The sequence below is a fragment of the Cellulomonas sp. GbtcB1 genome (assembly GCF_019091725.1).
In the GTDB taxonomy this organism is placed as follows: Bacteria; Actinomycetota; Actinomycetes; order Actinomycetales; family Cellulomonadaceae; genus Cellulomonas.
In genome coordinates this window covers 1-25,194 of record NZ_JAGXJG010000046.1, presented here as the reverse complement: position 1 = coordinate 25,194, position 25,194 = coordinate 1, and the positions used below count along the sequence as shown (strand labels likewise).

The window sequence follows — 25,194 nt, the reverse complement described above, 5'->3', positions numbered from 1 at the left end:
CGGCCGCGCGGCGCGGTCAGGCCCGGCGCATGTACGCCCGCACCGTCAGCGGCGCGAACACCGCCACCACCACCGCGGCCCCGAGCAGCGCCCAGCCCGCGTCCGCGGTGATCCCGTTGCCGACCGTCAGGTCGCGCGCGGCCGTCACCAGGTGCGACACCGGGTTCACGTCGACGAACGACTTCAGCCAGCCGGGCAGCGTGTCCGCGGGGACGAACGCGTTCGACGCGAAGGTCAGCGGGAACAGCACGATCATCGAGATGCCCTGCACCGACGACGCGGATCGGGCGATGACGCCGAAGAACGCGAAGATCCAGGACAGCGCCCACGCGCTGACGATCACGAGCAGCCCCGCGGTCACCACGCCGACGGCTCCGCCGTCCGGCCGCCAGCCCATGATCAGGCCCATGACCATCGTCAGGGTCGTGGCGATCAGGTAGCGGATGGTGTCGGCGAGCAGCGCGCCGGCGAGCGGGGCGATCCGGGCGATCGGCAGCGACCGGAACCGGTCGAACACGCCCTTGTCCATGTCCTCGCGGAGCTGGACGCCGGTGACCACGGACGTGGTGATGACCGTCTGCACCAGGATGCCGGGGATGAAGAACGGCAGGTAGGACTGCACGTCACCGGCGATCGCGCCGCCGAAGATGTACGTGAACATCAGCGTGAACAGGATCGGCTGCAGCGTCACGTCGAACAGCTGCTCGGGTGTGCGGCGGACCTTGAGCAGGCCGCGCCAGCCCATGGAGAACGACTGCCGCACGGTGGCGCCGAGCGTGACGCGGTTGCTGGCGGCGCGGGCCAGGGCCTGCGGGTCGACCGCCGGGCGCGCCGGCCGGGTCGGGGTGAGCGTGGTCATGCGCGGGCCTCCTCGAGGTCGCGGTCCTGGGTGTCCTCGGCCGGCGCGGGCGCCGCGGAGGCGTGCCCGGTCAGGGTCAGGAACACCTCGTCGAGCGTGGGCTCCTGCACGGCGATGTCGTGCAGCGGGATGCCGGCGGAGCGCAGGGCGACCAGCAGGTCGCCGGCGGAGTCGGCGGTGGGGACGGGCGCGGAGAGCCGGCCGTCGGGCGCGCGGCTCGGCTCGACGCCGAGCACCGAGCGGGCGATCCGCAGCGCCTCGGGCTCGTCGGCGGCCTCGGCCAGCCCGATCTGCAGCCGCGAGGTGCCCACGGAGGCCTTGAGCTCCGTGCCGGTGCCCTCGGCCACGAGCTGCCCGCGGTCGATCACGGCGATCCGGTCGGCCAGCTGGTCGGCCTCGTCGAGGTACTGGGTGGTGAGCAGGACGGTGGACCCGCCGGCGACGAGGCGCCGCACGGTGTCCCACATCTGCAGGCGGGTGCGCGGGTCGAGGCCGGTGGTCGGCTCGTCCAGGAAGATCAGCGGCGGCTGCGCGATGAGCGAGGCCGCGAGGTCCAGGCGCCGGCGCATGCCGCCGGAGAAGTTCTTCAGCGGGCGCGCGGCGGCCTCGGCCAGGCCGAACTCGTCGAGCAGGGCCGCGGACGTGCGCCGGGCGTCGGCGCGGGACAGGCCGAGCAGCCGCGCGAACAGCACCAGGTTCTCGGTGGCGGACAGGCTCTCGTCGACCGAGGCGTACTGGCCGGTGACGCCGATCAGCGACCGCACGGCCTGCGCCTCGCGGGCGACGTCCCGGCCGAACACGGTGGCCGTGCCGGCGTCCGGGCGCAGCAGCGTCGCGAGCATGCGGATGGTGGTGGTCTTGCCGGCGCCGTTCGGGCCGAGGAAGCCGTAGACGGCCCCGGTCCGGATCTGCAGGTCGATGCCGTCGACCGCGCGGTTGTCGCCGAACGTCTTGACGAGCCCGCGGGCCTCGACGGCCCACGTGCTGCCGCCGGTGGATGTGGTCATGGTGGTGGTCCTCCCTGGTTGACGCGGACCACTCTCCGGCGGCCCGCTCACACGGCGCTCACGTCCCGCTGACACCGCTCGCGGGAGGGCGTGAGCGCGGGTGAGGTCGGCCCGGGCACCCGCGCGGCGCCGTGACGTGCGCCGACGGGTGCGCCAGACTCCCGGGCAGGTCAAGGGGGTGGCTGGTATGCCGCGCATGGCGGTGACGGAACGACGGCGCGAGCTGGTGGACGCGGCGGTCCGGGTGATCGCGCGGGACGGCGTGGCCGCGGCGACCACGCGCGCCGTCGTCGCCGAGGCCGGGATGTCGCTCGCGAGCCTGCACTACGCCTTCCCCTCGCGGGAGCACCTGATCGAGGCGGTGATCGCCGAGGTGACCGCGCAGGAGCGCCGGGCCGCCGAGTGCGGGCTGCTCCCCGTGGCGACGGCCGCCGAGGACGGGCCCGCGGGGCCGCCCGCGCTCGAGGAGGTCATCGCGACCGGTCTGGAGCGCTACGTCGAGCTGCTCGCCGAGCGCCCGGAGCGCGAGCAGGCGCTGCTGGAGCTCGCGCTGCACGCGATGCGGACCGGTCAGCGCGGGGCGCTCGTCGCCCAGTACGCGGTCTACCAGGAGTCGGCGCGCGCCTCGCTGTCGACCGCGGCCCTCGCGGCCCGCAGCCGGTGGACGGTGCCGCTCGACGAGGTGGCGCGGGCGCTCGTGATGACGACGGAGGGGCTGACCACCGTCTGGCTCGCGGACCGGGACACCGGGGCGGCCCGCCGGACCGCCCGGTTCGCCGCGCGGGCGCTGGCGGCGCTGGCCGAGCCGGCGTAGCCCCGACCCGGCGCGCGGCGAGGCGCCGGGGCACACTGGGCGGGACACCCGAGTCGAGGAGGCCTCCCGTGCTGACCAGCGTGCACCCGTTCCTGTGGTTCGACACCCAGGCCGAGCAGGCCGCCGCGCTCTACACCTCGCTGATCCCGAACTCCGGCGTGACCGCGACCCGCCGGTACCCCGAGGGCGCCCCGGGCGGGATGGCGGGGCAGGTCATGTCGGTGTCGTTCGAGCTCGACGGCCTGCCGGTCGAGGCGCTGAACGCCGGCCCGCAGTTCCGGTTCACCGAGGCGTTCTCGTTCTTCGTGTCGGTCGACACCCAGGACGAGGTCGACCGGCTGTGGGACGGGCTGATCGCGGGCGGCGGCGAGCCGTCGCAGTGCGGCTGGCTCAAGGACCCGTACGGCCTGTCCTGGCAGATCGTGCCGCGCGTGCTCGACGAGCTGCTCGGCGACCCGGACCCGGCGCGCGCCCAGCGGGCCATGCAGGCGATGCTCGCGATGCAGAAGCTCGACGTGGCGGCGCTCCGCGCGGCGGCCGACGGCTGACCGGGCCGCGGCGACCTACCCTGGGGCGGTGACCGAGACCGCCCCCACCCCCGGCCGGCGCGGACGCGTGACGATGCAGGTGCGGTGGTCGGACGTCGACCTCTTCGCGCACGTCAACAACGCCGCCTACCTCCGGTTCCTCGACGACGCCCGGTTCGCGCTGTTCCCGTCGATGGGTGTCGACCCCGCGGGCCGGCCCACCGACTCGCTGCTCGTCGTCGTGAAGCACGAGATCGAGTACCTGGCCCCGCTGCCGTTCCGGCCCGAGCCCATCGCCGTGGACGTGTGGGTGCCGCGGACCGGCCGGTCGTCGGTCGACTTCGGGTACGAGGTGCTGGACGTGACGGGTCAGGGCGGCGCCGAGCCGGTCGTCTACCTGCGCGCCCGGTCCCGGATGGTGCAGCTCGACCGCGGCACCCACCAGCCGCGGCCGTTCACGCCGGACGAGCGCGCGGTGTTCGAGACCTACCCGGGCGAGGCGCCGGTCCTGCACGGTTGGTGACCTCGGGGGCAGCGGCCCGCCCCGGGCGGGTCGTCAGCCGGCGAGCGTCATCCCGAGCGCCGCGGCCAGCGTCCGGGTCACCCCGTTGCGGCTGTTCGCCGGCACCACGTACCGGGCCCGCGCCCGGACGTCCGGGTGCGCGTTGTCCATGGCGCACGACCAGCGCGCGGCGTCGAGCAGGCCGGCGTCGTTGAGGTAGTCGCCGAACGCCATCGTCTGCTCCGGCGTCACGCCGAGCCGGTCCTGGACCCGGCGCAGGGCGTGGCCCTTGTCCGCCGCGGGGCTCATCACGTCGATCCAGTGCTGCCCCGACACCACGACGCGCAGCCGGTCGGCGAGGTCGTCGAACGCCGGCGCGGTGGCCTCCTCGACGGACCCGAAGTCGAACACGGCGACCTTCAGCACCACGTCGTCCACCGCCGTGACGTCGGGGACCTCCACCAGCCGCGCGTAGTGCCGCCCCGCGTGCTCGGCGAACGCGTCCCCCACCCGCTCGATGTATGCGGCCCGCTGCCCGCACAGCACCAGGCCGACGTCGGCGCCCCGCCCGGCGAGCGCGCGCACCCGCGCGACGACCTCGGGCACGGCCTCGGCGGGCAGCGGGTCGGTGGACAGCGCCTGCTCGTGCTGCACCACGTACGAGCCGTTCTCGGCGATGAACACGAGGTCGTCGCCGCGCGCGCCGAACAGCTCCCGGAGGTTCGCGTACTGCCGCCCGCTCGCCGGGGCGAACGCGATGCCGCGCCGCTCGAGCTCGTCCAGCACCGGCCAGAACGTGTCCGGCACCCGGCCGTGCTCGTCGAGGAGCGAGCCGTCCATGTCGGACACGACGAGGCGCACCTGGTCGACGTCGGGCAGGACGGGCGGGTCGAGGACGGGCTCGGTGGTCGTCGCGGCGGGCATGTCCCCAGTCTCGCAGCCGCGCCGCGGTCGTCCGTCCGGGTGACGCGGCACCCAGCGCGCGCACAGCCAGGTCACGGGGACCGCCCGCACCCGATACGGTCGTCGGGCACCGAGCCGCGCCGCGCGGCCGGCGCGCAGGGGGCGCGGCGACGTCGCGCACCCGTGCCGCGCCGGCGCCGGACGGCTCCCCACGACCGAGGAGTCCTCCCATGCGCGTCTCGCGCGGCATCGCCGCCCTGTCCCTGACGGCCGTCGCCGTCCTGGGCCTGTCCGCCTGTTCCTCCGACTCCGAGAAGGCCGACAAGCCCGCCGCCGGGGCCGAGGCGTCCGCCCCCGCCGAGGAGGTCGCCGAGGTCGACTCCGACTTCGACCTCACGAAGGACGACTTCGTCGAGCGCGTGACCGCCGCGGCCCAGGCCGCCGGCACCGTCACCATGGACATGACCACCACGGGCTCCGGCGTCACGCAGACCGCCTCCGGCGTCATCCGCTACACCGACGGCGCGCAGGACCTGGCCATGACGATGGAGGTCCCGGGCGCGGGCACCATCGACTTCAAGATGGTCGGCGGCGTCGTCTACATGCAGATGCCGGAGCTCACGGGCGACAAGTACCTGCAGATCGACCCGGACGACACCAGCAACCCGCTCTCGCAGTCGTTCGCCGGCATGGAGGGCCAGTTCGACCCGACCGGGACGCTCGCGGGTCTCGGCGACGCGGTGAAGTCGTTCGAGAAGGTCGGCGAGCCGCAGGAGGTGGGCGGCGCCCTCGCCCAGGAGTACGCCGTCGTCATCGACTCGGCCGCGCTGTCCGACCCGGCCGTCGCCGAGGAGCTCGCCGCCGCGGGCACGTCCCTGCCGCCGGAGCTGACCTACAGCTACTGGGTCGACGCCGACGACCAGATGCGCCGCGTGACCACCGAGGTCGCGGGCGTCAGCACGGACGTCACGTTCTCGGGCTGGGGCGAGCCGGTCGAGATCACGGCGCCCTCCGCGGACCAGCTCACCGACATGAGCAGCCTCGGGTTCTGAGCACCCCGCACAGACGACGGGCCGGGCACGCCTCCGCGGCGTGCCCGGCCCGTCGTCTGTGAGCCACGCCTCGCGCGTTCGCCCGGCCGATCCGCTCAGCCCGCCCGCCGCCGCGCCGATCCGGCGGCAGGGGCCGGGCGGGAAGAGGTCGGCGAGATGGGTGCAGTGACGAACGGGCGGAACCGGTGGAGCGGGCTCCGGGCGAAGGTCCTGGGGGTCGCGGCGATCGGCGTGGCGACGGCCGTCGTGGCCGGCGTGGGGTCGCAGGTGTTCCTGGGCCGGGTGTCGGCGGCGAACGAGCGGCTGGCCGGGCTGCAGGAGGTGTCGACCGAGGTCGGCGAGGTCCGGACCATGAACGCGGACGTGTCCGGCTGGCAGGTGGCGTACGCGTGGGACACCCGCCGGATCGGCGGCCCGGAGGCGGTCGACGCCGCCAGCGCGAACCGCGCGGGGTACCTCGACTCGGTGCAGACGCTCCGGGCGGCGCTCGACGCCGTCGACACCGACCGCCTGACGGCGGACGAGGCCGCGACGTTCGAGCGGGTCGCCGCGCTCTGGGAGGACTTCTTCGCGGTCGACGACCAGGTGGTCGCCGCGTACCAGGAGGGCACGCCCGAGGCGCTGGACGCCGGGGACGCGCTCGTGACCGGCGACGGCTACGACGTGTACTACGCGATCGGCGACGCGACCACGGAGCTCCTCGGCTCGCTGGGCGACCGCACCGTGCAGGCGACCGAGGACGCCGCGTCCGCCGCCGCGACCGGCCGCGTCGTCACCGCGGCGCTGCTCGTCGCGGGCGTGGTGGCCGCGCTGCTCGCCGGCCGGCGGGTGGCGGGGAGCATGGCCCGCGCGGCGTCCCGGGTGCGCGCGTCGGTCGAGGCGATGGCGACCGGCGACCTGACCCGGGAGCCGGGCGTGCGGTCGCGCGACGAGCTGGGCGAGATGGCGACCGCGCTGGCGTCGGCGCAGACCAGCCTCCGGGCCACGATGGCCGGGGTCGTGGAGACCTCGCAGGCGGTCGCGGCCGCGGCGGAGGAGCTGTCGGTGGCGTCCTCGCAGGTGGCTGCCGGCTCGGACGAGACGAGCGCGCAGGCGGGCGTGGTCGCGGCCGCGGCGGAGCAGGTGTCGCGGAACGTGCAGACGGTGGCGGCCGGTGCGGAGGAGATGGGCGCCAGCATCCGGGAGATCGCGCAGAACGCCTCGCAGGCGGCGAAGGTCGCCGGGCAGGCGACGGACGCCGCGGCCGTGACCAACGACCAGGTGGCGCGGCTCGGGGCCTCGTCGCAGGAGATCGGCAACGTGGTGAAGGTGATCACCTCCATCGCGGAGCAGACGAACCTGCTGGCGCTCAACGCCACGATCGAGGCGGCGCGCGCCGGGGAGGCCGGCAAGGGCTTCGCCGTCGTGGCGGGTGAGGTCAAGGAGCTCGCGCAGGAGACCGCCAAGGCCACCGAGGACATCGTGCGGCGGGTCGAGGCCATCCAGGGCGACACCGCCGGTGCGGTCGCGGCGATCGGCGAGATCGCGGGGATCGTGGCGAGCATCAACGACTACCAGCTGACGATCGCCTCGGCCGTGGAGGAGCAGACCGCCACGACGACCGAGATGTCCCGCTCGGTCGCCGAGGCGGCCACGGGATCGGGCGAGATCGCGGTCAACATCACCGGCGTGGCGTCGGCGACGGCGACCTCCTCGCAGACCCTCGGGCAGATGGGCGACGCCATCGGCGAGCTCGCGCGCATGTCCGAGGACCTCCGCGGCCGGGTCGCGCGCTTCACGTACTGACGCCGGCCCGGGGGGTGCCCGTCACGCCAGGGGCGAACACGGGACGCCCGACGCACCCCCCGCCGTTAGCATCGAACAACGCCGCCTCGCCGTGCGTGGGAGACCGGGCCGCAGAGCCCGACCGCGCCGGCGAGCACGCCGCTCGTGAGGAGTGCACATGTTCGAGAGATTCACGGACCGAGCCCGTCGCGTGGTCGTCCTCGCCCAGGAAGAGGCGCGGATGCTCAACCACAACTACATCGGCACCGAGCACATCCTCCTGGGTCTCATCCACGAGGGGGAGGGTGTCGCGGCCAAGGCGCTCGAGTCGCTCAACATCTCGCTCGACGCGGTGCGCGCCCAGGTGCAGGAGATCATCGGCGAGGGCCAGCAGGCCCCGAGCGGGCACATCCCGTTCACGCCGCGTGCCAAGAAGGTGCTGGAGCTGTCGCTGCGCGAGGCGCTGCAGCTCGGCCACAACTACATCGGGACCGAGCACATCCTGCTCGGCCTCATCCGCGAGGGCGAGGGCGTCGCGGCCCAGGTGCTCGGCAAGCTCGGCGCCGACCTGAACCGCGTCCGCCAGCAGGTCATCCAGCTGCTGTCCGGCTACCAGGGCAAGGAGCCCGTGGCCGCCGGCGGCCCGCAGGAGGGCCAGCCCTCGGGCTCCGCCGTCCTCGACCAGTTCGGCCGCAACCTGACGCAGGCCGCGCGCGAGGGCAAGCTCGACCCGGTCATCGGGCGCGAGAAGGAGATCGAGCGGGTCATGCAGGTGCTGTCCCGCCGCACCAAGAACAACCCCGTCCTGATCGGCGAGCCCGGCGTCGGCAAGACCGCCGTCGTCGAGGGCCTGGCCCAGGACATCGTCCGGGGCGACGTGCCCGAGACGCTGAAGGACAAGCAGCTCTACACGCTGGACCTCGGCGCCCTGGTCGCCGGCTCCCGGTACCGCGGTGACTTCGAGGAGCGCCTGAAGAAGGTCCTCAAGGAGATCCGCACCCGCGGCGACATCATCCTGTTCATCGACGAGATCCACACCCTCGTGGGTGCGGGTGCCGCCGAGGGCGCGATCGACGCCGCGAGCATCCTCAAGCCGATGCTGGCCCGCGGCGAGCTGCAGACCGTCGGCGCGACGACCCTGGACGAGTACCGCAAGTACGTGGAGAAGGACCCGGCCCTCGAGCGCCGGTTCCAGCCCATCCAGGTCTCCGAGCCGAACCTGCAGCACGCCATCGAGATCCTCAAGGGCCTGCGCGACCGGTACGAGGCGCACCACCGCGTGTCGATCACGGACGGCGCCCTCGTGGCGGCCGCGACCCTGGCCGACCGGTACGTCAACGACCGGTTCCTGCCGGACAAGGCGATCGACCTGGTCGACGAGGCCGGCGCCCGCCTGCGCATCCGCCGCATGACGGCCCCGCCGGAGCTGCGCGAGCTCGACGAGCAGATCTCGGACACGCGCCGCGACAAGGAGTCGGCGATCGACGAGCAGGACTTCGAGAAGGCCGCGCGCCTGCGCGACCAGGAGAAGCAGCTCGGCCTCAAGCGCCAGGAGAAGGAGAAGGCCTGGAAGTCGGGCGACCTGGACGCGGTCGCCGAGGTCGACGAGGAGCTGATCGCCGAGGTGCTGGCGCTGGCCACCGGGATCCCGGTGTTCAAGCTGACCGAGGAGGAGTCGAGCCGGCTGCTCAAGATGGAGGACGAGCTGCACAAGCGGGTCGTCGGCCAGGAGGCGGCCATCAAGGCGCTCTCCCAGGCCATCCGCCGCACGCGTGCGGGTCTGAAGGACCCGAAGCGCCCCGGTGGGTCGTTCATCTTCGCCGGTCCCACCGGCGTCGGGAAGACCGAGCTGGCCAAGGCGCTCGCCGAGTTCCTGTTCGGGGACGAGGACGCGCTGATCCAGCTCGACATGTCCGAGTTCTCAGAGAAGCACACCGTCTCGCGGCTGTTCGGCTCGCCCCCCGGCTACGTCGGGTACGACGAGGGCGGCCAGCTCACGGAGAAGGTGCGCCGTCGTCCGTTCTCGGTCGTGCTGTTCGACGAGGTCGAGAAGGCGCACGCGGACATCTTCAACTCGCTGCTGCAGATCCTCGAGGACGGTCGCCTGACCGACTCGCAGGGCCGGGTGGTCGACTTCAAGAACACCGTGATCATCATGACCACCAACCTCGGCACCCGGGACATCGCCAAGGGCGTCCAGACCGGCTTCCAGGCCGGCGGCGACCTGTCGACGTCGTACGAGCGCATGAAGGCCAAGGTCAACGACGAGCTCAAGACGCACTTCCGTCCCGAGTTCCTCAACCGCGTCGACGACGTGGTCGTGTTCCCGCAGCTCTCGCAGCCGGAGATCTTCGCGATCGTCGACCTGATGATCGCCAAGCTCGACGCCCGCCTGCGGGACAAGGACATGGGCATCGAGCTCACCGAGGCGGCCAAGAAGCTGCTCTCGGAGAAGGGCTACGACCCGGTCCTGGGCGCCCGGCCGCTGCGCCGCGCGATCCAGCGGGAGATCGAGGACGCGCTGTCCGAGAAGATCCTGTTCGGCGAGCTGCACGCGGGCCAGCAGGTGATCGTGGACGCGCACGGCGAGGGCATCCTCGGCGAGTTCGTGTTCCGCGGCGAGGAGCGCGGTCCGCGCTCGAAGGAGCCGGTGGGCGCGGGCGCTCGCACGGCCGGGACGCCGGGCTCCGGCACGGACGTCCCGCCGGCGCCGCCGATCGCGTCGTCCGGTGACGGCGGCACGGGCCTCATGCCCGCCTGACGCACCGACCCACGACAGGGCCGGGCCGCACCCCACGGGGTGCGGTCCGGCCCTTCGTGCGTCCCGGGCCGGCCGACCCGCGCACGGGCGGGTGACCAGGGCGAACGTGCACCAGGAGCGGTTCACCCGGTGGTGCGACCGGGGCCTGGGTGCCTGCACCCACCGGTCCCAGGAGGGCCTGGAGGAATACGCCTACCGTGGCGAGCATGCCGGGACAGGTGACGCTGAGCGACGTGGCCCGCGAGGCGGGCGTCTCCCTCGCGACGGCCTCGCGCGCCCTGAACGGCTCCGCGAACCGCACCGTGGGCGAGGACCTCCGCAAGCGGGTGCACGCCGCCGCCACGCGGCTGCGCTACTCCCCGGACGGCATCGCGCAGGCGATGGCCCGCGGGCGCACGACGTCGCTCGGGCTGGTCGTGCCCGACATCGCCGACCCGTACTACGCCGCGATCACCGCGGGCGTCGCCGAGGCCGCCGACCTGGCCGGCCTCACGCTGACCCTCGCCTCGACCGGCGGGGACGCCGCGCGCGAGGTGGAGATCGTCCGGCAGCTGGAGCGGCAGCGGGCGCGCGCCGTCGTGCTGGCGGGCGGCCGTGCGGGCGACGCGGCGCAGGACGAGCCCGTGCGGGCCGCGCTGGAGTCGTTCCGGGGCATCGGCGGCGCGGTCTCCGCCGTCGGCGGCGACGCCCTCGGTGTGAACAGCGTCGTGCTCGCCAACCGCGACGGCGCCGCGGACCTCGCCCGCGCGCTGCACGAGCGCGGCTACCGGCGGTTCGCCGTGCTGGGCGGGCCCGAGGGGCACGCCGCGACGGACGACCGGCGGGACGGGTTCCTCGCGGCGCTGGCCGGGCTCGGCGCGCCGGTGCCGGCGTCGCGGGTGCTGTCGGCCGCGGCCACCACGCGCGACGGCGGCCACGAGGCGATGTCGCGCCTGCTCGCCGCGGGCGTCGACGACGTCGACGCGGTGTTCGCGGTGACGGACGTGATGGCCGCCGGCGCCCTCGCTGCGGCGCACGCGGCCGGGGTGCGGGTGCCGGACGACCTCGCGCTCGCCGGGTTCGACGGCGTCGAGGTGCTGCAGGACGTGCTGGCCGGGCTGACGACCGTGCGGCTGCCGCTCGCGCAGATCGGGCAGGAGGCGACCCGGCTCGCGCTGCGACCCGCCGCGGCCGAGGCCGAGCTCGTGCCGCTGGCGGGCGACGTCGTGCTCCGCGGGTCCACCCCGGGGATCCCCGCCCGCTGACCGGTACGGTCGGGCACGTGGACGCGACCGGGCTGCACGTGGCCGACAGCGGGTCCGGGCCGGTCGTGCTGCTGCTGCACGGGAACGGCGAGGACGGCGCCTCGCTCGCGCCCGTCGCCGCCGACCTGGCGCGGGACCACCGCGTGCTGGCGCCGGACGCGCGCGGGCACGGGCGGTCGCCGCGCGGGACCGGGCCGCTGACGATCGCGCGGATGGCGGACGACGTGGCGGGGGTGCTCGCGGCGGTGGGCGGTGCCGCGGACGTCGTCGGCTACTCGGACGGGGGCAACGTCGGCCTCATGCTGGCGCTCCGGCACCCCGGGCGCGTGCGGTCGCTGGTCGTCTACGGGGCCAACGTCGACCCGGGCGGCCTCACCGCCCGGACGCGGGCGGAGGTCACGGCGGCCTGGCTCGGTCAGCGGGCGCGCGGCCTCGTCGACCCGGCGGCGCGGGCGCGGGCCGAGGTCACCGACCTCATGGTCCGGCAGCCGCGCATCCCGCTGCGGGCGCTCGCGCGGGTGCGGGTGCCGGTGCTGGTGGCCGCGGGCGAGCACGACGTGATCCGGCGCGCGCACACCGAGGCGGTCGCGGCGGCGCTGCCGGCGGGAGAGTGCGCGGTCGTGCCGGGCGCGGACCACGGGCTGCCGATGTCCGACCCGGAGGCGTTCGTGCGGCTGGTGCGGGGGTTCTGGGCGGCGCACGCGGGCTGACGCGACCACGCAGGCTCCGGGTGGAGCGTTCTGCCCGACACGCCCGGCGCGTCCGGGCAGGACGCTCCACCCGAGTCCGGTCGCGGGCGAGGCGGCGGCGCGGTGCCACCCGGGTCAGGAGACCGCGAGGGCCGCCAGCAGGTCCGCCACCTCGACCGGCCGCCCCGGCAGCGGGTCCCCGCTCGGCCGCAGCGCCGCCCGCAGCAGCGGCGCGCGCCGCGCGAGCAGCGCCGCGTTCAGCTCGTCCGGGAGCCCGGGCAGCGGGCGCAGCGCGGACGCGAAGGTCAGCAGGATCTCCGGCACCCCGATGTCGTCCCGCACGAGCCCGAGCCGCTGAGCGGTCCGGACCACCTCGCCCGCGGTGAGCGCCGTGGCCGTGCGGCGCTCGACGAGCTCCGGGGTGAACACGTCCGCGTCCCGGGCGCGCGGGACCAGCACCGGCAGCAGCAGCGGCAGCCCGGACTCGAGGAAGCCGGTGAGGAACTGCTCCCAGGCCGCGTGCGGGTCGTCGCCCGCGAGCCCGGCGCCGGCCCGGTCGAGCAGGCCGCCGACGTGGGCCAGCCGGTCGGCGACGACGGCCCGCACCAGCGCGGACCGGTCGGGGAAGTGCCGGTAGACGGTGCCGACGCCCACGCCGGCGGCGCGGGCCACCGCCTCCATCGGCTCGTCGAGCCCCCGCGCCGAGTACAGGGTGCGCGCGGCGTCCAGCACCCGCTGCCGGTTCCGTGCCGCGTCCGCCCTCACGGAGTCAGGATAGGTGCCCGTAACCGGAATCGGAGGTTCCGTTTCGGTGCTACGGTGGGACGTGGACGGGCGCCGTCGGAGACGCCCCGATGCCGGGAGGCGAGCGCCGTGCGCGCCATGATCCTCAAGGAGTTCCGCGAGCTGCGCCGGGACCGCCGGACCGTCGCGATGCTGGTCGTCCTGCCGCTGCTGCTGCTGACGATCTTCGGCTTCGCGGCCAACTTCACGGTCGACAGCCTCACCACGCTGGTCGTCGGGCCGGGCGCCACGGACGCGGCGGACCGGATCGCCGGCTCGCCCGCGGGCGGCACGCTCGACGTCCGGGACGTGCTTCCCGGGGACGACCGGGCCGACGCCGTCGACGCGCTCGCCGCCAACCGGTACGACGTCGCGGTCGTCACCGGGGAGGGGGCGTCCGCGGTCCCGGAGGTGCTGATCGACGGCACGAACCTGTTCGCCGCCCAGGCCGCGAACGTCGTGGTCGCGCGGCTCGGCGACGCCGTGCAGCCCGAGATCCTGTTCAACCCCGATCTGGAGACCTCGTGGGTCATGGTGCCCGCGCTGATCGGCCTGATCCTCACGTTCATCGGCACGATCATCACCAGCATCGGCCTGGTGAAGGAGCGGGCGGCCGGGACCCTGGAGCAGCTGGCGGTGATGCCGCTGCGGCCGATCGACGTCATCGTCGGCAAGATCGCGCCGTACTTCCTGCTCGCGGCGCTCGACCTCGTCGTCGTGACGGTGCTGGGGATGCTCATCTTCGGGGTGCCGTTCACCGGGAACGTGGCGCTGTTCGCCCTCGCCGGGGCGATCTTCCTGTTCGTGGTGCTCGGCATCGGGGTGTTCATCTCGACCGTGTCGCAGAACGCCGGGCAGGCGATCCAGGCCGCCATCCTCGTGCTGCTGCCGCAGATCCTGCTGTCGGGGATCATCTTCCCGCTCGACGCCATGCCGCTCGGGGTGCGCTGGATCGGGTACTGCCTGCCGCTCACCTACTTCACGCAGGTGTCGCAGGGCGTGATGCTGCGCGGCGCCGGGATCGACGCGCTGTGGCTGCCGATCACGGTGCTGGCCGGCATGGCCGTGCTGGTGTTCGGCGCCGCGGTCTGGCGGTTCCGCGCGTCGATCACGCCCCGCCGGCCGCGGAGGGCGGCGCCCGCCGAGCCCGCTCCCGCCGCGCCGGCCGAGGTCCGGCGGTGACCGCCGTGGCGGCGACCGCGACCTGGGGCGTCCGCGACGTGACGGTGCGCCGCGGCGGGCACGTCGTGCTCGACGCGGTCACGCTGCCGGTGCCGGCGGGGGAGATCACCGCGGTCGTGGGCGGCGACGGCGCGGGCAAGACCACGCTGGCCCGCCTGCTGGTCGGGCGCGAGCTGGCCGACACGGGCGAGGTGCGGCGCGCCGACGCGCGCCGCACCGGCTTCCTGCCCGCGACCTCCGGGGTGTGGGCCGACCTGAGCGTGGCGGAGAACGTCGACCTGGTCGCGCGGGCCTACGGGCTCGACCCCGCGACGGCCCGCGACCGCGCGGACCGGCTCCTGGGCGCGGCCGGGCTGGCCGACGTGCCGCACCGGCTGGGCCGGGAGCTGTCCGGGGGCATGCGGCAGAAGCTCGGGTTCTGCCTCGCGGTGCTGCCCGACCCGGAGCTCGTGGTGCTCGACGAGCCGTCCACCGGTGTCGACCCGGTGAGCCGGGTCGACCTCTGGCGGATGCTGTCCGCCGCGGCGGCCGGGGGCACCGCGGTCCTGGTGACGACGACGTACCTCGACGAAGCCGAGCGTGCTGCGACGGTGCTGGTGCTGGACGGCGGGGTGGCGGTCTACCGCGGCGACCCGTCGGAGGCGGCGTCCCGGGTTCGTGGGTCGATCGCGGTCCGCGCGGTCGGAGCGGACACCCGCCTGGGGGGCCCGGCGGCGGTGCCGGAGGCGGGGCCGGTCGGGGCGGTGCCGGTCGCGGAGTGGCGCCGCGGGGGCGCCGTGCACGCGCTCGTCGCGCCCGGAGAGGGCGAGGCCCCGGCCGACCTCGAGGACGCGGTGATCGCGCTGACCCTGGAGCGGCGCGGCGCCGAAGCCGCGCCCGCTGCCGCACACCCCGCGCACCGAGCGGGTGCTCGACACGTCGAGCGAGTAGCCGCCGACTACTCGCTCGACGTGTCGGTTGCCCACTCGGCGCATGTGCACGAACGCGCCGGGGGCCCCGCCGCCGCGGCCGCCGCCCCCGCGGCGGTCGAGGCCGCGCACGTCGTCACCGCCTTCGGCGGGTTCCGCGCCGTCGACGACGTCTCCCTGACCGTGCGTCCCGGCCAGGTGCTCGGCCTGCTCGGCGCGAACGGCGCCGGCAAGACGACGCTCATCCGCACCGTGCTGGGCCTGCTCGCCCCGACGTCCGGCACCGTGCGGGTGCTCGGGGGCGCGCCGTCCCGGGACGTCCGCCGGCGGATCGGCTACGTCCCCCAGGGACTCGGGCTCGCGGCCGACCTCACGGTGGCGGAGAACCTCGCGTTCGTGGCGGCGGCGTACGGGCTGGACGAGGTCCCGGAGCCGCCCGCCGACCTGGCCGCGCAGCGGGACCGGCTGGTCGGTTCGCTCGGGCTGGGCCTGCAGCGGCGGCTCGCGTTCGCCGCGGCGCTGTCGCACGCGCCGGAGCTGCTGGTCCTGGACGAGCCCACGTCCGGCGTCGACCCGCTGGCCCGCGCGGCGCTCTGGGACACCGTGCACGAGCAGGCCGAGGCGGGCGTCGCGGTGCTCGTGACCACGCACTACATGCAGGAGGCCGAGCAGTGCGACGCGCTGGTGCTGCTGTCCCGCGGCCGGCGGGTCGCCGCGGGGACGCTCGCGGACGTGCTGGACGGGACCACGGCGGTCGAGGTCGAGGCCCTGGACTGGCAGGCGGCGTTCGGGGCGCTGAGCGCAGCGGGGCTCCCGGTGACCGTGGCCGGCCGCGCCGTGCGGGTGGCCGGGGCCGACGCCGACGAGGTCGCCGGGGCGCTCGCCGCGGCGGGCGTGCGCGGCGACGCCCGCCCCGTGCCCGCGCGGCTGGAGGAGGTGCTCACGCTCGGCTCGCGCTGAGCCCTCGGCGCGCGCGCCCGCCCGTCAGCGGAACGCGCCCACGGCCTCCGGGTACGCCTCGGCCAGCTCCCGCGTCTCCGCCGCCTGCGGGTCGGACAGCAGCGACCGCATCGACCCCGACTCCACGATCCGGCCCTCGCCGAGCACGTGCACGGTGTCGGCCAGCCGGTCGACCAGCCGCAGGTCGTGCGACACCACGAGCAGCCCGACCCCGGTGGCGGCGATGGCGGCCACCTGGTCGGCGACGGCCTCCCGGAGCGCCGGGTCGAGCGCGGTGGCGGGCTCGTCGAGCACGAGGATCTCCGGGCGGGTGGCCAGGGCGTCGGCGAGCGCCAGGCGCTGCTTCTCGCCGCCGGACAGCGAGTGCAGCGTGCGGTCGAGGAACCGCGGCTCCAGGCCCACGCGCGCGAGCACGTCCTCGGGCTCCAGCCCGGTGGCCCGCCCCGCCTTGCGGGAGTCGCTCAGCGTGGACTGGAGCACCTTGGCGACCGACGTGCGGCTGTCGACGCCGACCAGGCCCTCCTGGTGCACGGCGCGCACGGTCGAGCGGAACGCCTTGGTCTCCTTGCGGGACATCTTGGTCACCGGCCGGGCGCCGTAGGTGGCGCGGCCCTGCGTCGGCTTGTGCCGGCCGAGCAGCACCTGCACGAGCGTCGACTTGCCGGCGCCGGAGCGGCCGATCAGGCCCACGGTCTCGCCCGGGGCGACCGACAGCGAGGCGCCCTGGAGCACCGCGGCGCCGCCGTAGCCGGCCCAGACGTCGTGCGCGGCGAGCGCGGCGCTCATCGGGTCACCTCCCGCGCGGCGTCGGTCCGGTCGGCGTGGTCGTGCGGCGTACCCACAGCGTGTCCCTTCGAGCGATGACGGCCGTCGTGACAACGGCCGAGCCCCCCGCGAAGTTTCCGCGAGGGGCTCGGTCGGGCGCAAACGAGCGCGTCAGGCCCGCGCCTCCCGGCGGCGCGCCGGGGGCAGGTCCTCCATGTCCTCGAGCTCGACGCCCTTGGTCTCCGGGACCTTGCCGAGCACGAAGAAGAACGACAGACCGGCGAACACCGCGTACATCAGGTACGGCCCCGTCGCGCCGAAGGTGTCGAGCAGCGGCGGGAACGTCACCGTGATGACGAAGTTCGCGATCCACTGCGCGGCGGCGGCGACGCCCAGCGCGGCGGCGCGGATCCGGTTGGGGAACATCTCGCCGAGCAGGACCCAGACCAGCGGGCCCCAGGACGCGCCGAAGAACACGACGAACGCGTTGGCGGCGATGAGCGCGACCGGGCCCCATGGCGACGGGAGCGACACGTCCTCGCCCGACCCGGACGCCTGCGTGAACGCCAGCGCCATGACGGCGAGGGAGACGGTCATGCCCGCCGAGCCGGTGAGCAGGATCGGGCGGCGGCCCACCTTGTCGATGAGGGCGATCGCGATGAACGTGACGGCCACGTTGGTGACCGAGGTGATCGTGGAGACGAGGAACGACTGGCTCTCGTCGAACCCGACCGCCTGCCAGAGCGTCGTCGAGTAGTAGAAGATCACGTTGATGCCGACGAACTGCTGGAAGACCGACAGCAGGATGCCGACCCACACCACGGGCAGCAGGCCGAACCGCGGGCCGCGCAGCGTGGCCTGCGCCTCCAGCGCCTTGTCCTTCTCGATCGTCCTCTCGATCTGGGCGACGCGCTCGCGGGCGTCCTCGTCGGGGCCCAGGACGCCCTCCAGGACGGCGACCGCCTCGTCCCGGCGGCCCTTCGCCACCAGGTAGCGCGGCGACTCGGGGATCCGCAGCGCGAGGATGCCGTAGACGGCGGCGGGCACGACGGCGACGAGGAACATCCAGCGCCAGGCCTCCCAGCCCAGCCACAGCTCCTCGGACGCGCCGCCCGCGGCCTCCTGCAGCAGCTGGTCGGACAGCAGGGCGGCGAAGATGCCGAGCGTGATCGCGAGCTGCTGCAGCGAGCCGAGCCGGCCGCGCAGCGCCGCCGGGGCGATCTCGGCGATGTAGGCGGGGGCGATCACCGAGGCGATGCCGATGCCGACGCCGGCGAGGATGCGCCAGATGATCAGGTCCCAGACGCTGAACGCGATGGCGGACAGGATCGAGGACACGAAGAACAGCACCGAGCCCAGCACCATCACCTTGGTGCGGCCCCAGTGGTCGGCGAGCCGGCCGCCCGCCCAGGCGCCGACGGCGCAGCCGAGCAGCGCGACGGCGACGGCGAACCCGGTGAGGGTCGCGCCCAGGTCGAACTGGCCCTGGATCGCGTCGACGGCGCCGTTGATGACGGACGAGTCGAACCCGAACAGGAACCCGCCGACCGCGGCGGCGACCGCGAGGCCGATCGCCTTGTTGTGCGACGGGTGCCTCCCCGTCGAGGGTCGGGCACTGCCTTCGGCCATGACGTCTTCTCCTTGCTCCGCTCGTCCTGCGAAGAGAACACCTGGGCCGGAGCACGTCGTCGGGCGCCGGTCGAGGCGTTCTCACCTTTCACCCGCGCAGCGCATCCCGCACCCGGAAGGTCGGGCGGCGGTGCGCGGCGGGAACCGTAACCCGTCCCGCGGCGGTCCGCCCGCCGGTGGGGACCGACCGCGACGCGCGCCGCGATCCGGCGGACAATCGACGGGTGACCCCCCACGACCGCCCGCGGTTCCGCCGCCCCGCCATGCTCGACCCGCGCGACGCCGACCAGCTGCCCGGCGACATGGACCCGGCGCTGCGGTCGCAGGTCGCGCACACCACGGCGGCGGCGATCGTGCACCGCGGACGGGCCGAGGGCGAGGAGGACCCGGCGCTCGTCGAGCGGCTGGTGCGCCTCGTCGAGACCGAGGGGCTGGACGTCGTGGCGGCCCTGTGGTCGGACAGCCCGGCGACGACTTTGCCCGGCACCCTGTGGCGGCTGTACGTGCTGCGCGAGTGGGTGCGCCGGGACCCGGCGACCCTCGCCGACCGGTACCGCCTCGGGCTCGACGCGGCGCCGGTGCACCACGTCGTCGTCGGGGTCGTCAGCCCGCCCGGGCCGGAGGAGCTGCGTGTGCTGCTCGACGCCGTGCTGTCGGGCGTGTGGACCGGCGACCTCGCGGTGACCCTGGAGCGCGGCGCGGCGTTCTGCCGGGTGCTCGCGACCGGCGCGGCCTTCGACGCCGACCACCTCGACCTCACGGGCGACGACGCCTCCGCGCGCCTCACGCGCAGCGCCGGGTCGCTCGTGCGGACCGCCGAGGAGCTGGAGCAGGCGGCCCACCTGTGGCGGTCCGGCTCCCTCGAGTGAGCCGCGCGGGGTTGTTCCCGCACCGGCCGTGGCGATGCTCACCCGTCCGCGCCCAGGACGTGGCCCCCGGCGGCGCGTAAACTCGAACCCGACGCCGGGCCGCGGTAGCCCCGGGCTCCAACTCAAGCCGCTCCGAGCGGCCTCGCGCCGAGAGGCGCTTCCCGGTCCGGCGTCGTCACCCTCCCGCCCGGCCCGCGCGTGTGACCTCCGTCCCACGCGCGGGCCGGGCGGTCGTGCGTCACGCTGAGGATGCTGTGCGTTCACCCTGGGTTCACTTGCGGGGTTGTGAGTTCACCCCGCGGCTGCCCTAGCCTGTGCCTGACCAAGCCCATCTCCTGCGGAGCTTCTCGTGCGCCTGCGCCTCACCCCGCGCGACACCTCGTTCTTCGACCTCCTGGCCGCGTCGGCGGCGCACCTGGTCACCGGAGCCAACCTGCTGGCCGAGCTGCTGGGCGCGGACCGCGCGACCCGCAAGGCGCTCGCCAAGCAGATGAGCGACGCCGAGCACCTCGCCGACGAGGCGACCCACCAGATCATGCGGCGGCTGAACCAGACGTTCGTGACCCCGTTCGACCGGGACGACATCTACGGCCTCGCGTCGGCGCTGGACGACTGCATGGACTTCATGGAGGAGGCTGCCGACCTCATCGTCCTGTACAAGATCGACGAGCTGCCCCCGCGGGTCGCCGACCAGGTGCAGGTCCTGCAGCGCTCGGCCGAGCTGACCGCCGAGGCGATGCCCCGGCTGCGCTCGATGGAGAACCTGGCCGAGTACTGGGTCGAGGTCAACCGGCTCGAGAACCAGGCCGACAAGTCGCACCGCAAGCTGCTCGCGCAGATGTTCGACGAGATCACCGACCCGATCCTCCTGATGAAGCTCAAGGAGGTCGTCGAGAAGCTCGAGGACGCCGCCGACGCGTTCGAGAAGGTCGCGAACATGGTCGAGACCATCGCGCTCAAGGAGTCCTGAGTCCCGGTGGAACTCGCGCTCGTCGTGGTCGTGGTCGCCCTGGCCCTCGGCTTCGACTACACCAACGGCTTCCACGACGCCGCCAACGCCATCGCCACCTCGGTGTCGACGCGCGCGCTGACGCCGCGGGCCGCGCTGCTCATGGCCGCGGTCATGAACTTCACCGGCGCCCTGCTCGGCACCGAGGTCGCGGAGACGATCGCGACCTCGATCGTCGACCTCGGCGACGCGTCACCGCACCAGGCCCTCGTGGTCGTGCTCTGCGCGCTGGTCGGCGCGATCGTGTGGAACCTCATCACGTGGTGGTTCGGCCTGCCGTCGTCCTCGACGCACGCGCTCATCGGCGGCCTCGTGGGCGCCGGCCTCGCGGGCGGGCTGATGATCTACGGCTCGGCGATCGTCGACAAGGTCGTCCTGCCGATGGTCTTCTCGCCGCTCATCGGGTTCTTCCTGGCGTTCCTCGTCATGGTCGGCCTGCTGTGGCTGATCCGGAACGCGTCGCCGTCGCGGACGACCCGGCGGTTCCGCCTGGCGCAGACCGTCTCGGCCGCCGCGATGGCGCTCGGCCACGGCCTGCAGGACGCGCAGAAGACCATGGGCGTGATCTTCATGGCGCTGCTCACGGTCGGCTGGGCGAACCCGGAGGAGGGGATCCCGCTCTGGGTGAAGCTCGCCGCCGCCACCGCGATCTCGCTCGGCACCTACTCCGGCGGCTGGCGCATCATGCGCACCCTCGGCCGCAAGATCATCGAGCTCGACCCGGCCCGCGGCTTCGTCGCCGAGTCGGTCTCCGCAGTGGTGCTCTACGTGAACGCGTTCGCGCTGCACGCGCCGGTCTCGACCACGCACACGATCACCTCGGCGATCATGGGCGTCGGCGCGACCAAGCGGCTGTCCGCGGTCCGCTGGGGCGTCGCGAAGAACATCGGCATCGCGTGGGTGCTCACCATCCCGGCGGCCGCCGCGGTCGCCGCGCTCGTGTACGTCATGCTGAGCCCGTTCCTGAGCTGAGCCGGCGGCGCCGGCCGGCGGTCCCGAACGTTCCCGAACGGGGATGAACTGGACATCTGCCCTGTTCAGACGTTTCACTCGTCCCATGACTGCGAAGAACCTGACCGTGCGCTGGATGTCCGCTGTGTCCCTGGCGGCCGGCGCCGCGCTCGCCCTGTCGGCCTGCGGCGCGGGCGACGGCCAGCGCGACGAGGCGTCCGGCGAGATCACCGAGGCGGCCGACGTGAACGTCTTCTCCCTCGAGGTCGGCGACTGCCTGAACGTGGCCGACGTGACCGAGACCCAGGTCGAGTCGCTGCCGACCGTCCCGTGCAGCGAGCCGCACGACGGCGAGGTCTACGCCGAGACCCGCCTGAAGGGCGACGAGTACCCGGCCGACATCGACACCCAGGCGGAGCAGTTCTGCTACGACGCCTTCGAGCCGTTCGTGGGCATGGCCTACGAGACCTCGACGATCGGCGCCGGGCCGCTGACCCCGAGCGACGTCTCCTGGGCCGACGGCGACCGCGAGGTGCAGTGCATCCTCATGGTCGAGGAGCCGGTCACCGGGACGCTCGAGGGCGCCGCGATCTGAGGCACCCCGCTCCCACGCGACGACCGACGGCGCGCGGCCCCTCGCCGGGGTGGCGCGCCGTCGTCGTGCCCGGCGTCAGCTGCCCAGCGGCGTGTGCAGCTCGACGTCCTCGACGCGCACCTCGTCCGGGGCGTCGCGGTCCGTCCGCACCACGTGGCACACGAGGACCTGGCCCGGCCGCAGGTACGGGTTCTCGGCGGGCAGCCGGTCGCGGACGTCCTCGGGGGCGTGCGCGCGCACGACGTCGAGCACCGTCGGCAGCACCGGCCGGTGCGTGCACAGCGCGAGGTCGGACCGGGTGCGCAGCACCGCGGCCACCGCATCGGCGGTCTTCTCCGGCGAGTCGGCGTGCTCCGCCTCGGTGAGCGGCTCGCGCCGGTCCGGGGTCAGCCCCGCCGCCGTGGCGTACGGCTCGACCGTCGCGCAGCACCGCAGCCACGGGCTCGTGACCACGTCGGCGACGCCGTAGGCGGACAGCACCGGCACCAGCGCCCCGGCCTGCAGCCGGCCGACGTCGGTCAGCGGGCGCGTGCCCTCCTCGCCCTTCCACGACGACCGGCTCTTGGCGCGGCCGTGCCGGACGACCAGGACCGCGCGGGTGTCCAGCGTCCCCGCCTCGTGCGCGGCGACCAGGGCGTCGAGCGGGATGCGGTCGTCCTCGCGGGTCAGGCGCTTGCGCGCCACGTCGACGTCCGCCCAGCGCACGGCGTCGATCTCGTCCCGCGACGCGTGCACGGCCGGCGGGCGGGCGTGCACCGCGGGGCGGTCGGGGCGGCCGGCGACCTGCGCCGCCCAGTAGTGCACCCGCTTGCGCCGCCCGTCCGCGAGCTTGTACTCCAGCCCGGGCAGCGGGCGGCCGAGGACGATCTCGAGCCCGGCCTCCTCCTCCACCTCGCGGACCGCGGCGGTCGTCACGTGCTCCCCGGGCTCGAGCTTGCCCTTCGGCCAGGACCAGTCCTTGTACCGCGGGCGGTGCACGAGCACGACCTGCAGGCGGCCCTGGCGGACGCGCCAGACGAGGGCGCCCGCCGCACGGACGAGCGCGGTCGGCCCGGCGCTCACCGGCCCGAGCCCAGGCGGCGGCGCTGGCGGTAGATCAGCGTGGACTGGAGGTCGCGCAGCGGCCCGTCCGGGCCCTGCGCGTGCCGGGTCCAGGCGCCGTCGGGGCCGAGGTGCCAGGACGACGTCTCGTCGGCCATCGACTCGTCGAGCAGGCCGACCAGCTCCGCGACCTGGTCCGGGTCGGAGAGCCGGACCAGGGCCTCGACGCGCCGGTCGAGGTTGCGGTGCATGAGGTCGGCCGACCCGATGTAGACCTCCGGGCCGGGCAGCAGGGTGCTGCCCTCGCGGCCGATGTCGGCGACCTCCTCGGTGACCCCGGCGTCCGCGGCGAACGCGTAGACGCGGGAGTGCTCCAGGAACCGGCCGAGGATCGAGCGCACCCGGACCGTCTCGGACAGCCCCGGGACGCCGGGCCGCAGCGCGCAGATGCCGCGGACGCACAGGTCGACGGGGACGCCCGCCTGCGAGGCGCGGTACAGGGCGTCGATGGTCTCCTCGTCGACCATCGAGTTGACCTTGAGCTTGATCCACGACGGCCGGCCCGCGCGCGCGGCCTCCGCCTCGCGGTCGATCCGCTCGATCAGCCCCGAGCGCACCGAGCGCGGCGCGACCAGCAGCCGGTGGAACCGCGACTTCGGCGCGTAGCCCGACAGCTGGTTGAACAGCCGGGTCAGGTCCTGGCCGACGTCCGGGTCGCAGGTGAGCAGGCCCAGGTCGGTGTAGATCCGCGCGGTCTTCGGGTTGTAGTTGCCGGTGCCGACGTGGCAGTACCGGCGCAGGCCGTCCGACTCCTGGCGCACGACCAGCGACAGCTTCGCGTGCGTCTTCAGCCCGACGATGCCGTAGACCACGTGCACGCCGGCCTGCTCCAGCTTGCGGGCCCACTCGATGTTGGCCTGCTCGTCGAACCGGGCCTTGATCTCGACCAGGGCGAGCACCTGCTTGCCGGCCTCGGCGGCGTCGATCAGCGCGTCCACGATCGGGGAGTCGCCCGACGTCCGGTACAGCGTCTGCTTGATCGCCAGCACCTTGGGGTCGGCGGCGGCCTGCTCCAGGAAGGTCTGCACCGACGTCGAGAACGAGTCGTACGGGTGGTGCAGCAGGATGTCCCGTGCTCGGATCGCGGCGAACACGTCCGTCGGGTTGGCGCTCTCGACCTCGGCCAGGAACCGGTGCGTCGTCGGCACGAACCGCGGGTACTGCAGGTCCGCGCGGTCCAGGTCGGCGATGAGGTTGAGGCCGGTGTGGTCCAGCGGCGCGGGCAGCTCGTAGACCTCGTCCTCCGCGACGCCGAGCTCGCGGACCAGCAGCGACCGGATGCGCGGGCTGATCGAGTCGGCGATCTCCAGGCGGACCGGCGGGCCGAACTTCCGGCGCAGCAGCTCCTTCTCCATCGCCTGGAGCAGGTTCTCCGCGTCGTCCTCCTCGACCTCCACGTCCTCGTTGCGGGTGACCCGGAACGTGTGGTGCTCGCTGACCTCCATGCCGGGGAACAGCTGGTCGAGGTGCTGGGCGATGACGTCCTCGACCGGGACGAACGACATCGGGCCGCGGTCGGAGGCCGAGCCGGACGCGTCGGTCGGGCGTCCGCGCCAGTCGACGGCGATGTACCGGGGGAGCAGCGGCGGCACCTTGACCCGGGCGAAGTGCTCCTTGCCCGTCGACGGGTTCACCACGACGACGGCCAGGTTCAGCGACAGCCCGGAGATGTACGGGAACGGGTGCGCGGGGTCGACCGCCAGCGGGGTCAGCACCGGGAAGATCTGCTTCCGGAAGTACTTCCGCAACCGGTCCTGCTCGGCCTCGCCGAGCTGCTCCCAGCGCACCAGCGTGATGCCCTGCGTCGCCAGCTCGGGCTGCACCTGGTCGGCGAACACCTGCGCGTGCCGGGCGGCGAGCTCGTGCGCGCGCTGGCTGATCGCCTCCAGCACCTGGCGCGGGCTCAGGCCCGAGGCCGCCGTGACGGCCAGGCCGGTGGCGATGCGCCGCTTCAGGCCGGCGACCCGGACCATGAAGAACTCGTCCAGGTTGGACGCGAAGATCGCGAGGTACCGCACCCGCTCCAGCAGCGGCTGGGTCTCGTCCTCCGCGAGCTCGAGGACGCGCTGGTTGAACGCCAGCCAGCTGACCTCGCGGTCGAGGAACCGGTCGGCGGGCAGCGGGGCCTCGGGCGCGGGCTGCTCGCCGCGGGCGCCGTCGCCCATCTCGATGTGCTCGGCGATGTGCGCGGCGAGCTCGGGGGCCAGGGTGCGGGGGCGGGGCTGCGCGGGGGCGGCGGCCAGGCCGTCGGACACGGCGGGCGCGGGGGCCGCGGCGCCGCGGGCGCGGGACGTCGTGGTGCGCGCGCCGGCGGACCGGG

Annotated in this window: 22 protein-coding genes; 14 read left to right on the top strand and 8 right to left on the bottom strand. The window is 74.5% G+C overall.

Annotated elements, in window-relative coordinates; all coding sequences use genetic code 11:
* Positions 1 to 16: 16 nt before the first annotated feature.
* Entirely contained in the window at positions 17 to 859 is an 843-nt protein-coding gene (locus KVT14_RS15220) for an ABC transporter permease (RefSeq protein ID WP_147795278.1), read from the bottom strand.
* The gene (locus KVT14_RS15215) at positions 856 to 1,866 is read right to left on the bottom strand and encodes an ATP-binding cassette domain-containing protein (RefSeq protein ID WP_217616430.1); all 1,011 of its coding nucleotides are present in this window, start codon (positions 1,864 to 1,866) and stop codon (positions 856 to 858) included. The genes KVT14_RS15220 and KVT14_RS15215 overlap by 4 nt, the downstream gene beginning before the upstream one ends.
* Before the next feature lie 202 nt (positions 1,867 to 2,068).
* Here KVT14_RS15215 and KVT14_RS15210 point away from each other — a divergent pair, with 202 nt between their 5' ends.
* The 3 genes from KVT14_RS15210 to KVT14_RS15200 all read left to right on the top strand — a co-directional run bounded on the left by KVT14_RS15210 (position 2,069) and on the right by KVT14_RS15200 (position 3,730).
* Positions 2,069 to 2,680 carry a TetR/AcrR family transcriptional regulator gene (locus KVT14_RS15210; RefSeq protein ID WP_217616429.1) on the top strand — a complete coding sequence of 204 codons (612 nt, stop codon included), beginning with the start codon at positions 2,069 to 2,071 and terminating at the stop codon, positions 2,678 to 2,680.
* Between the two features lie 68 nt (positions 2,681 to 2,748).
* Entirely contained in the window at positions 2,749 to 3,228 is a 480-nt protein-coding gene (locus KVT14_RS15205; protein WP_308161104.1) for a VOC family protein, read from the top strand.
* A gap of 28 nt (positions 3,229 to 3,256) precedes the next feature.
* The gene (locus KVT14_RS15200) at positions 3,257 to 3,730 is read left to right on the top strand and encodes a thioesterase family protein (protein ID WP_308161103.1); all 474 of its coding nucleotides are present in this window, start codon (positions 3,257 to 3,259) and stop codon (positions 3,728 to 3,730) included.
* A 33-nt stretch (positions 3,731 to 3,763) separates the two neighbouring features.
* On the opposite strand, the gene KVT14_RS15195 is transcribed toward KVT14_RS15200, so the two are convergent.
* Positions 3,764 to 4,633 carry a Cof-type HAD-IIB family hydrolase gene (locus tag KVT14_RS15195; protein ID WP_217616428.1) on the bottom strand — a complete coding sequence of 290 codons (870 nt, stop codon included), beginning with the start codon at positions 4,631 to 4,633 and terminating at the stop codon, positions 3,764 to 3,766.
* A 209-nt stretch (positions 4,634 to 4,842) separates the two neighbouring features.
* Between KVT14_RS15195 and KVT14_RS15190 the strand changes: the two genes are divergently transcribed.
* From KVT14_RS15190 to KVT14_RS15170, 5 genes are all read left to right on the top strand, one after another.
* Positions 4,843 to 5,664, top strand: a complete 822-nt coding sequence (locus tag KVT14_RS15190; protein ID WP_217616427.1) for a hypothetical protein — start codon at positions 4,843 to 4,845, stop codon at positions 5,662 to 5,664.
* A gap of 156 nt (positions 5,665 to 5,820) precedes the next feature.
* On the top strand, positions 5,821 to 7,449 hold the full coding sequence (locus KVT14_RS15185) for a methyl-accepting chemotaxis protein (protein ID WP_217616426.1): 1,629 nt from the start codon (positions 5,821 to 5,823) through the stop codon (positions 7,447 to 7,449).
* A gap of 157 nt (positions 7,450 to 7,606) precedes the next feature.
* Positions 7,607 to 10,189, top strand: a complete 2,583-nt coding sequence (locus KVT14_RS15180) for an ATP-dependent Clp protease ATP-binding subunit (protein ID WP_217616425.1) — start codon at positions 7,607 to 7,609, stop codon at positions 10,187 to 10,189.
* A 206-nt stretch (positions 10,190 to 10,395) separates the two neighbouring features.
* The gene (locus KVT14_RS15175; protein ID WP_217616424.1) at positions 10,396 to 11,433 is read left to right on the top strand and encodes a LacI family DNA-binding transcriptional regulator; all 1,038 of its coding nucleotides are present in this window, start codon (positions 10,396 to 10,398) and stop codon (positions 11,431 to 11,433) included.
* Positions 11,434 to 11,450: 17 nt separating this feature from the next.
* Entirely contained in the window at positions 11,451 to 12,143 is a 693-nt protein-coding gene (locus KVT14_RS15170) for an alpha/beta fold hydrolase (protein WP_217616423.1), read from the top strand.
* 114 nt (positions 12,144 to 12,257) lie between these two features.
* On the opposite strand, the gene KVT14_RS15165 is transcribed toward KVT14_RS15170, so the two are convergent.
* Positions 12,258 to 12,887: a TetR family transcriptional regulator gene (locus KVT14_RS15165; protein WP_308161102.1), complete on the bottom strand. Its 630-nt coding sequence runs from the start codon at positions 12,885 to 12,887 to the stop codon at positions 12,258 to 12,260.
* 117 nt (positions 12,888 to 13,004) lie between these two features.
* On the opposite strand from KVT14_RS15165, the gene KVT14_RS15160 reads away from it, so the two are divergent.
* Both KVT14_RS15160 and KVT14_RS22515 read left to right on the top strand, forming a co-directional pair.
* Positions 13,005 to 14,087: an ABC transporter permease gene (locus KVT14_RS15160; protein WP_254631018.1), complete on the top strand. Its 1,083-nt coding sequence runs from the start codon at positions 13,005 to 13,007 to the stop codon at positions 14,085 to 14,087.
* Complete coding sequence (locus tag KVT14_RS22515; RefSeq protein WP_308161101.1) at positions 14,084 to 15,955, top strand: ATP-binding cassette domain-containing protein; 1,872 nt, start codon at positions 14,084 to 14,086, stop codon at positions 15,953 to 15,955. The genes KVT14_RS15160 and KVT14_RS22515 overlap by 4 nt, the downstream gene beginning before the upstream one ends.
* A gap of 24 nt (positions 15,956 to 15,979) precedes the next feature.
* Here KVT14_RS22515 and KVT14_RS15145 read toward each other — a convergent pair whose 3' ends face one another.
* Both KVT14_RS15145 and KVT14_RS15140 read right to left on the bottom strand, forming a co-directional pair.
* The gene (locus KVT14_RS15145; protein ID WP_217616421.1) at positions 15,980 to 16,741 is read right to left on the bottom strand and encodes an ABC transporter ATP-binding protein; all 762 of its coding nucleotides are present in this window, start codon (positions 16,739 to 16,741) and stop codon (positions 15,980 to 15,982) included.
* 150 nt (positions 16,742 to 16,891) lie between these two features.
* A complete protein-coding gene (locus KVT14_RS15140; protein ID WP_217616420.1) occupies positions 16,892 to 18,349 on the bottom strand; it encodes a sugar porter family MFS transporter in 1,458 nt (485 codons plus the stop codon).
* A 263-nt stretch (positions 18,350 to 18,612) separates the two neighbouring features.
* Here KVT14_RS15140 and KVT14_RS15135 point away from each other — a divergent pair, with 263 nt between their 5' ends.
* From KVT14_RS15135 to KVT14_RS15120, 4 genes are all read left to right on the top strand, one after another.
* The gene (locus tag KVT14_RS15135; protein WP_147797069.1) at positions 18,613 to 19,218 is read left to right on the top strand and encodes a hypothetical protein; all 606 of its coding nucleotides are present in this window, start codon (positions 18,613 to 18,615) and stop codon (positions 19,216 to 19,218) included.
* A 349-nt stretch (positions 19,219 to 19,567) separates the two neighbouring features.
* Entirely contained in the window at positions 19,568 to 20,188 is a 621-nt protein-coding gene (locus KVT14_RS15130; RefSeq protein WP_217616419.1) for a DUF47 domain-containing protein, read from the top strand.
* Between the two features lie 6 nt (positions 20,189 to 20,194).
* Positions 20,195 to 21,199, top strand: a complete 1,005-nt coding sequence (locus KVT14_RS15125) for an inorganic phosphate transporter (RefSeq protein WP_217616418.1) — start codon at positions 20,195 to 20,197, stop codon at positions 21,197 to 21,199.
* Positions 21,200 to 21,284: 85 nt separating this feature from the next.
* Positions 21,285 to 21,773 (top strand): septum formation family protein, encoded by a 489-nt coding sequence (locus KVT14_RS15120; protein ID WP_217616417.1) that lies wholly within the window; start codon positions 21,285 to 21,287, stop codon positions 21,771 to 21,773.
* 75 nt (positions 21,774 to 21,848) lie between these two features.
* Here KVT14_RS15120 and KVT14_RS15115 read toward each other — a convergent pair whose 3' ends face one another.
* Positions 21,849 to 22,835 carry an NUDIX hydrolase gene (locus KVT14_RS15115; RefSeq protein ID WP_217616416.1) on the bottom strand — a complete coding sequence of 329 codons (987 nt, stop codon included), beginning with the start codon at positions 22,833 to 22,835 and terminating at the stop codon, positions 21,849 to 21,851.
* Positions 22,832 to 25,039 carry an RNA degradosome polyphosphate kinase gene (locus tag KVT14_RS15110; RefSeq protein ID WP_217616438.1) on the bottom strand — a complete coding sequence of 736 codons (2,208 nt, stop codon included), beginning with the start codon at positions 25,037 to 25,039 and terminating at the stop codon, positions 22,832 to 22,834. The genes KVT14_RS15115 and KVT14_RS15110 overlap by 4 nt, the downstream gene beginning before the upstream one ends.
* Positions 25,040 to 25,194 lie beyond the last annotated feature (155 nt).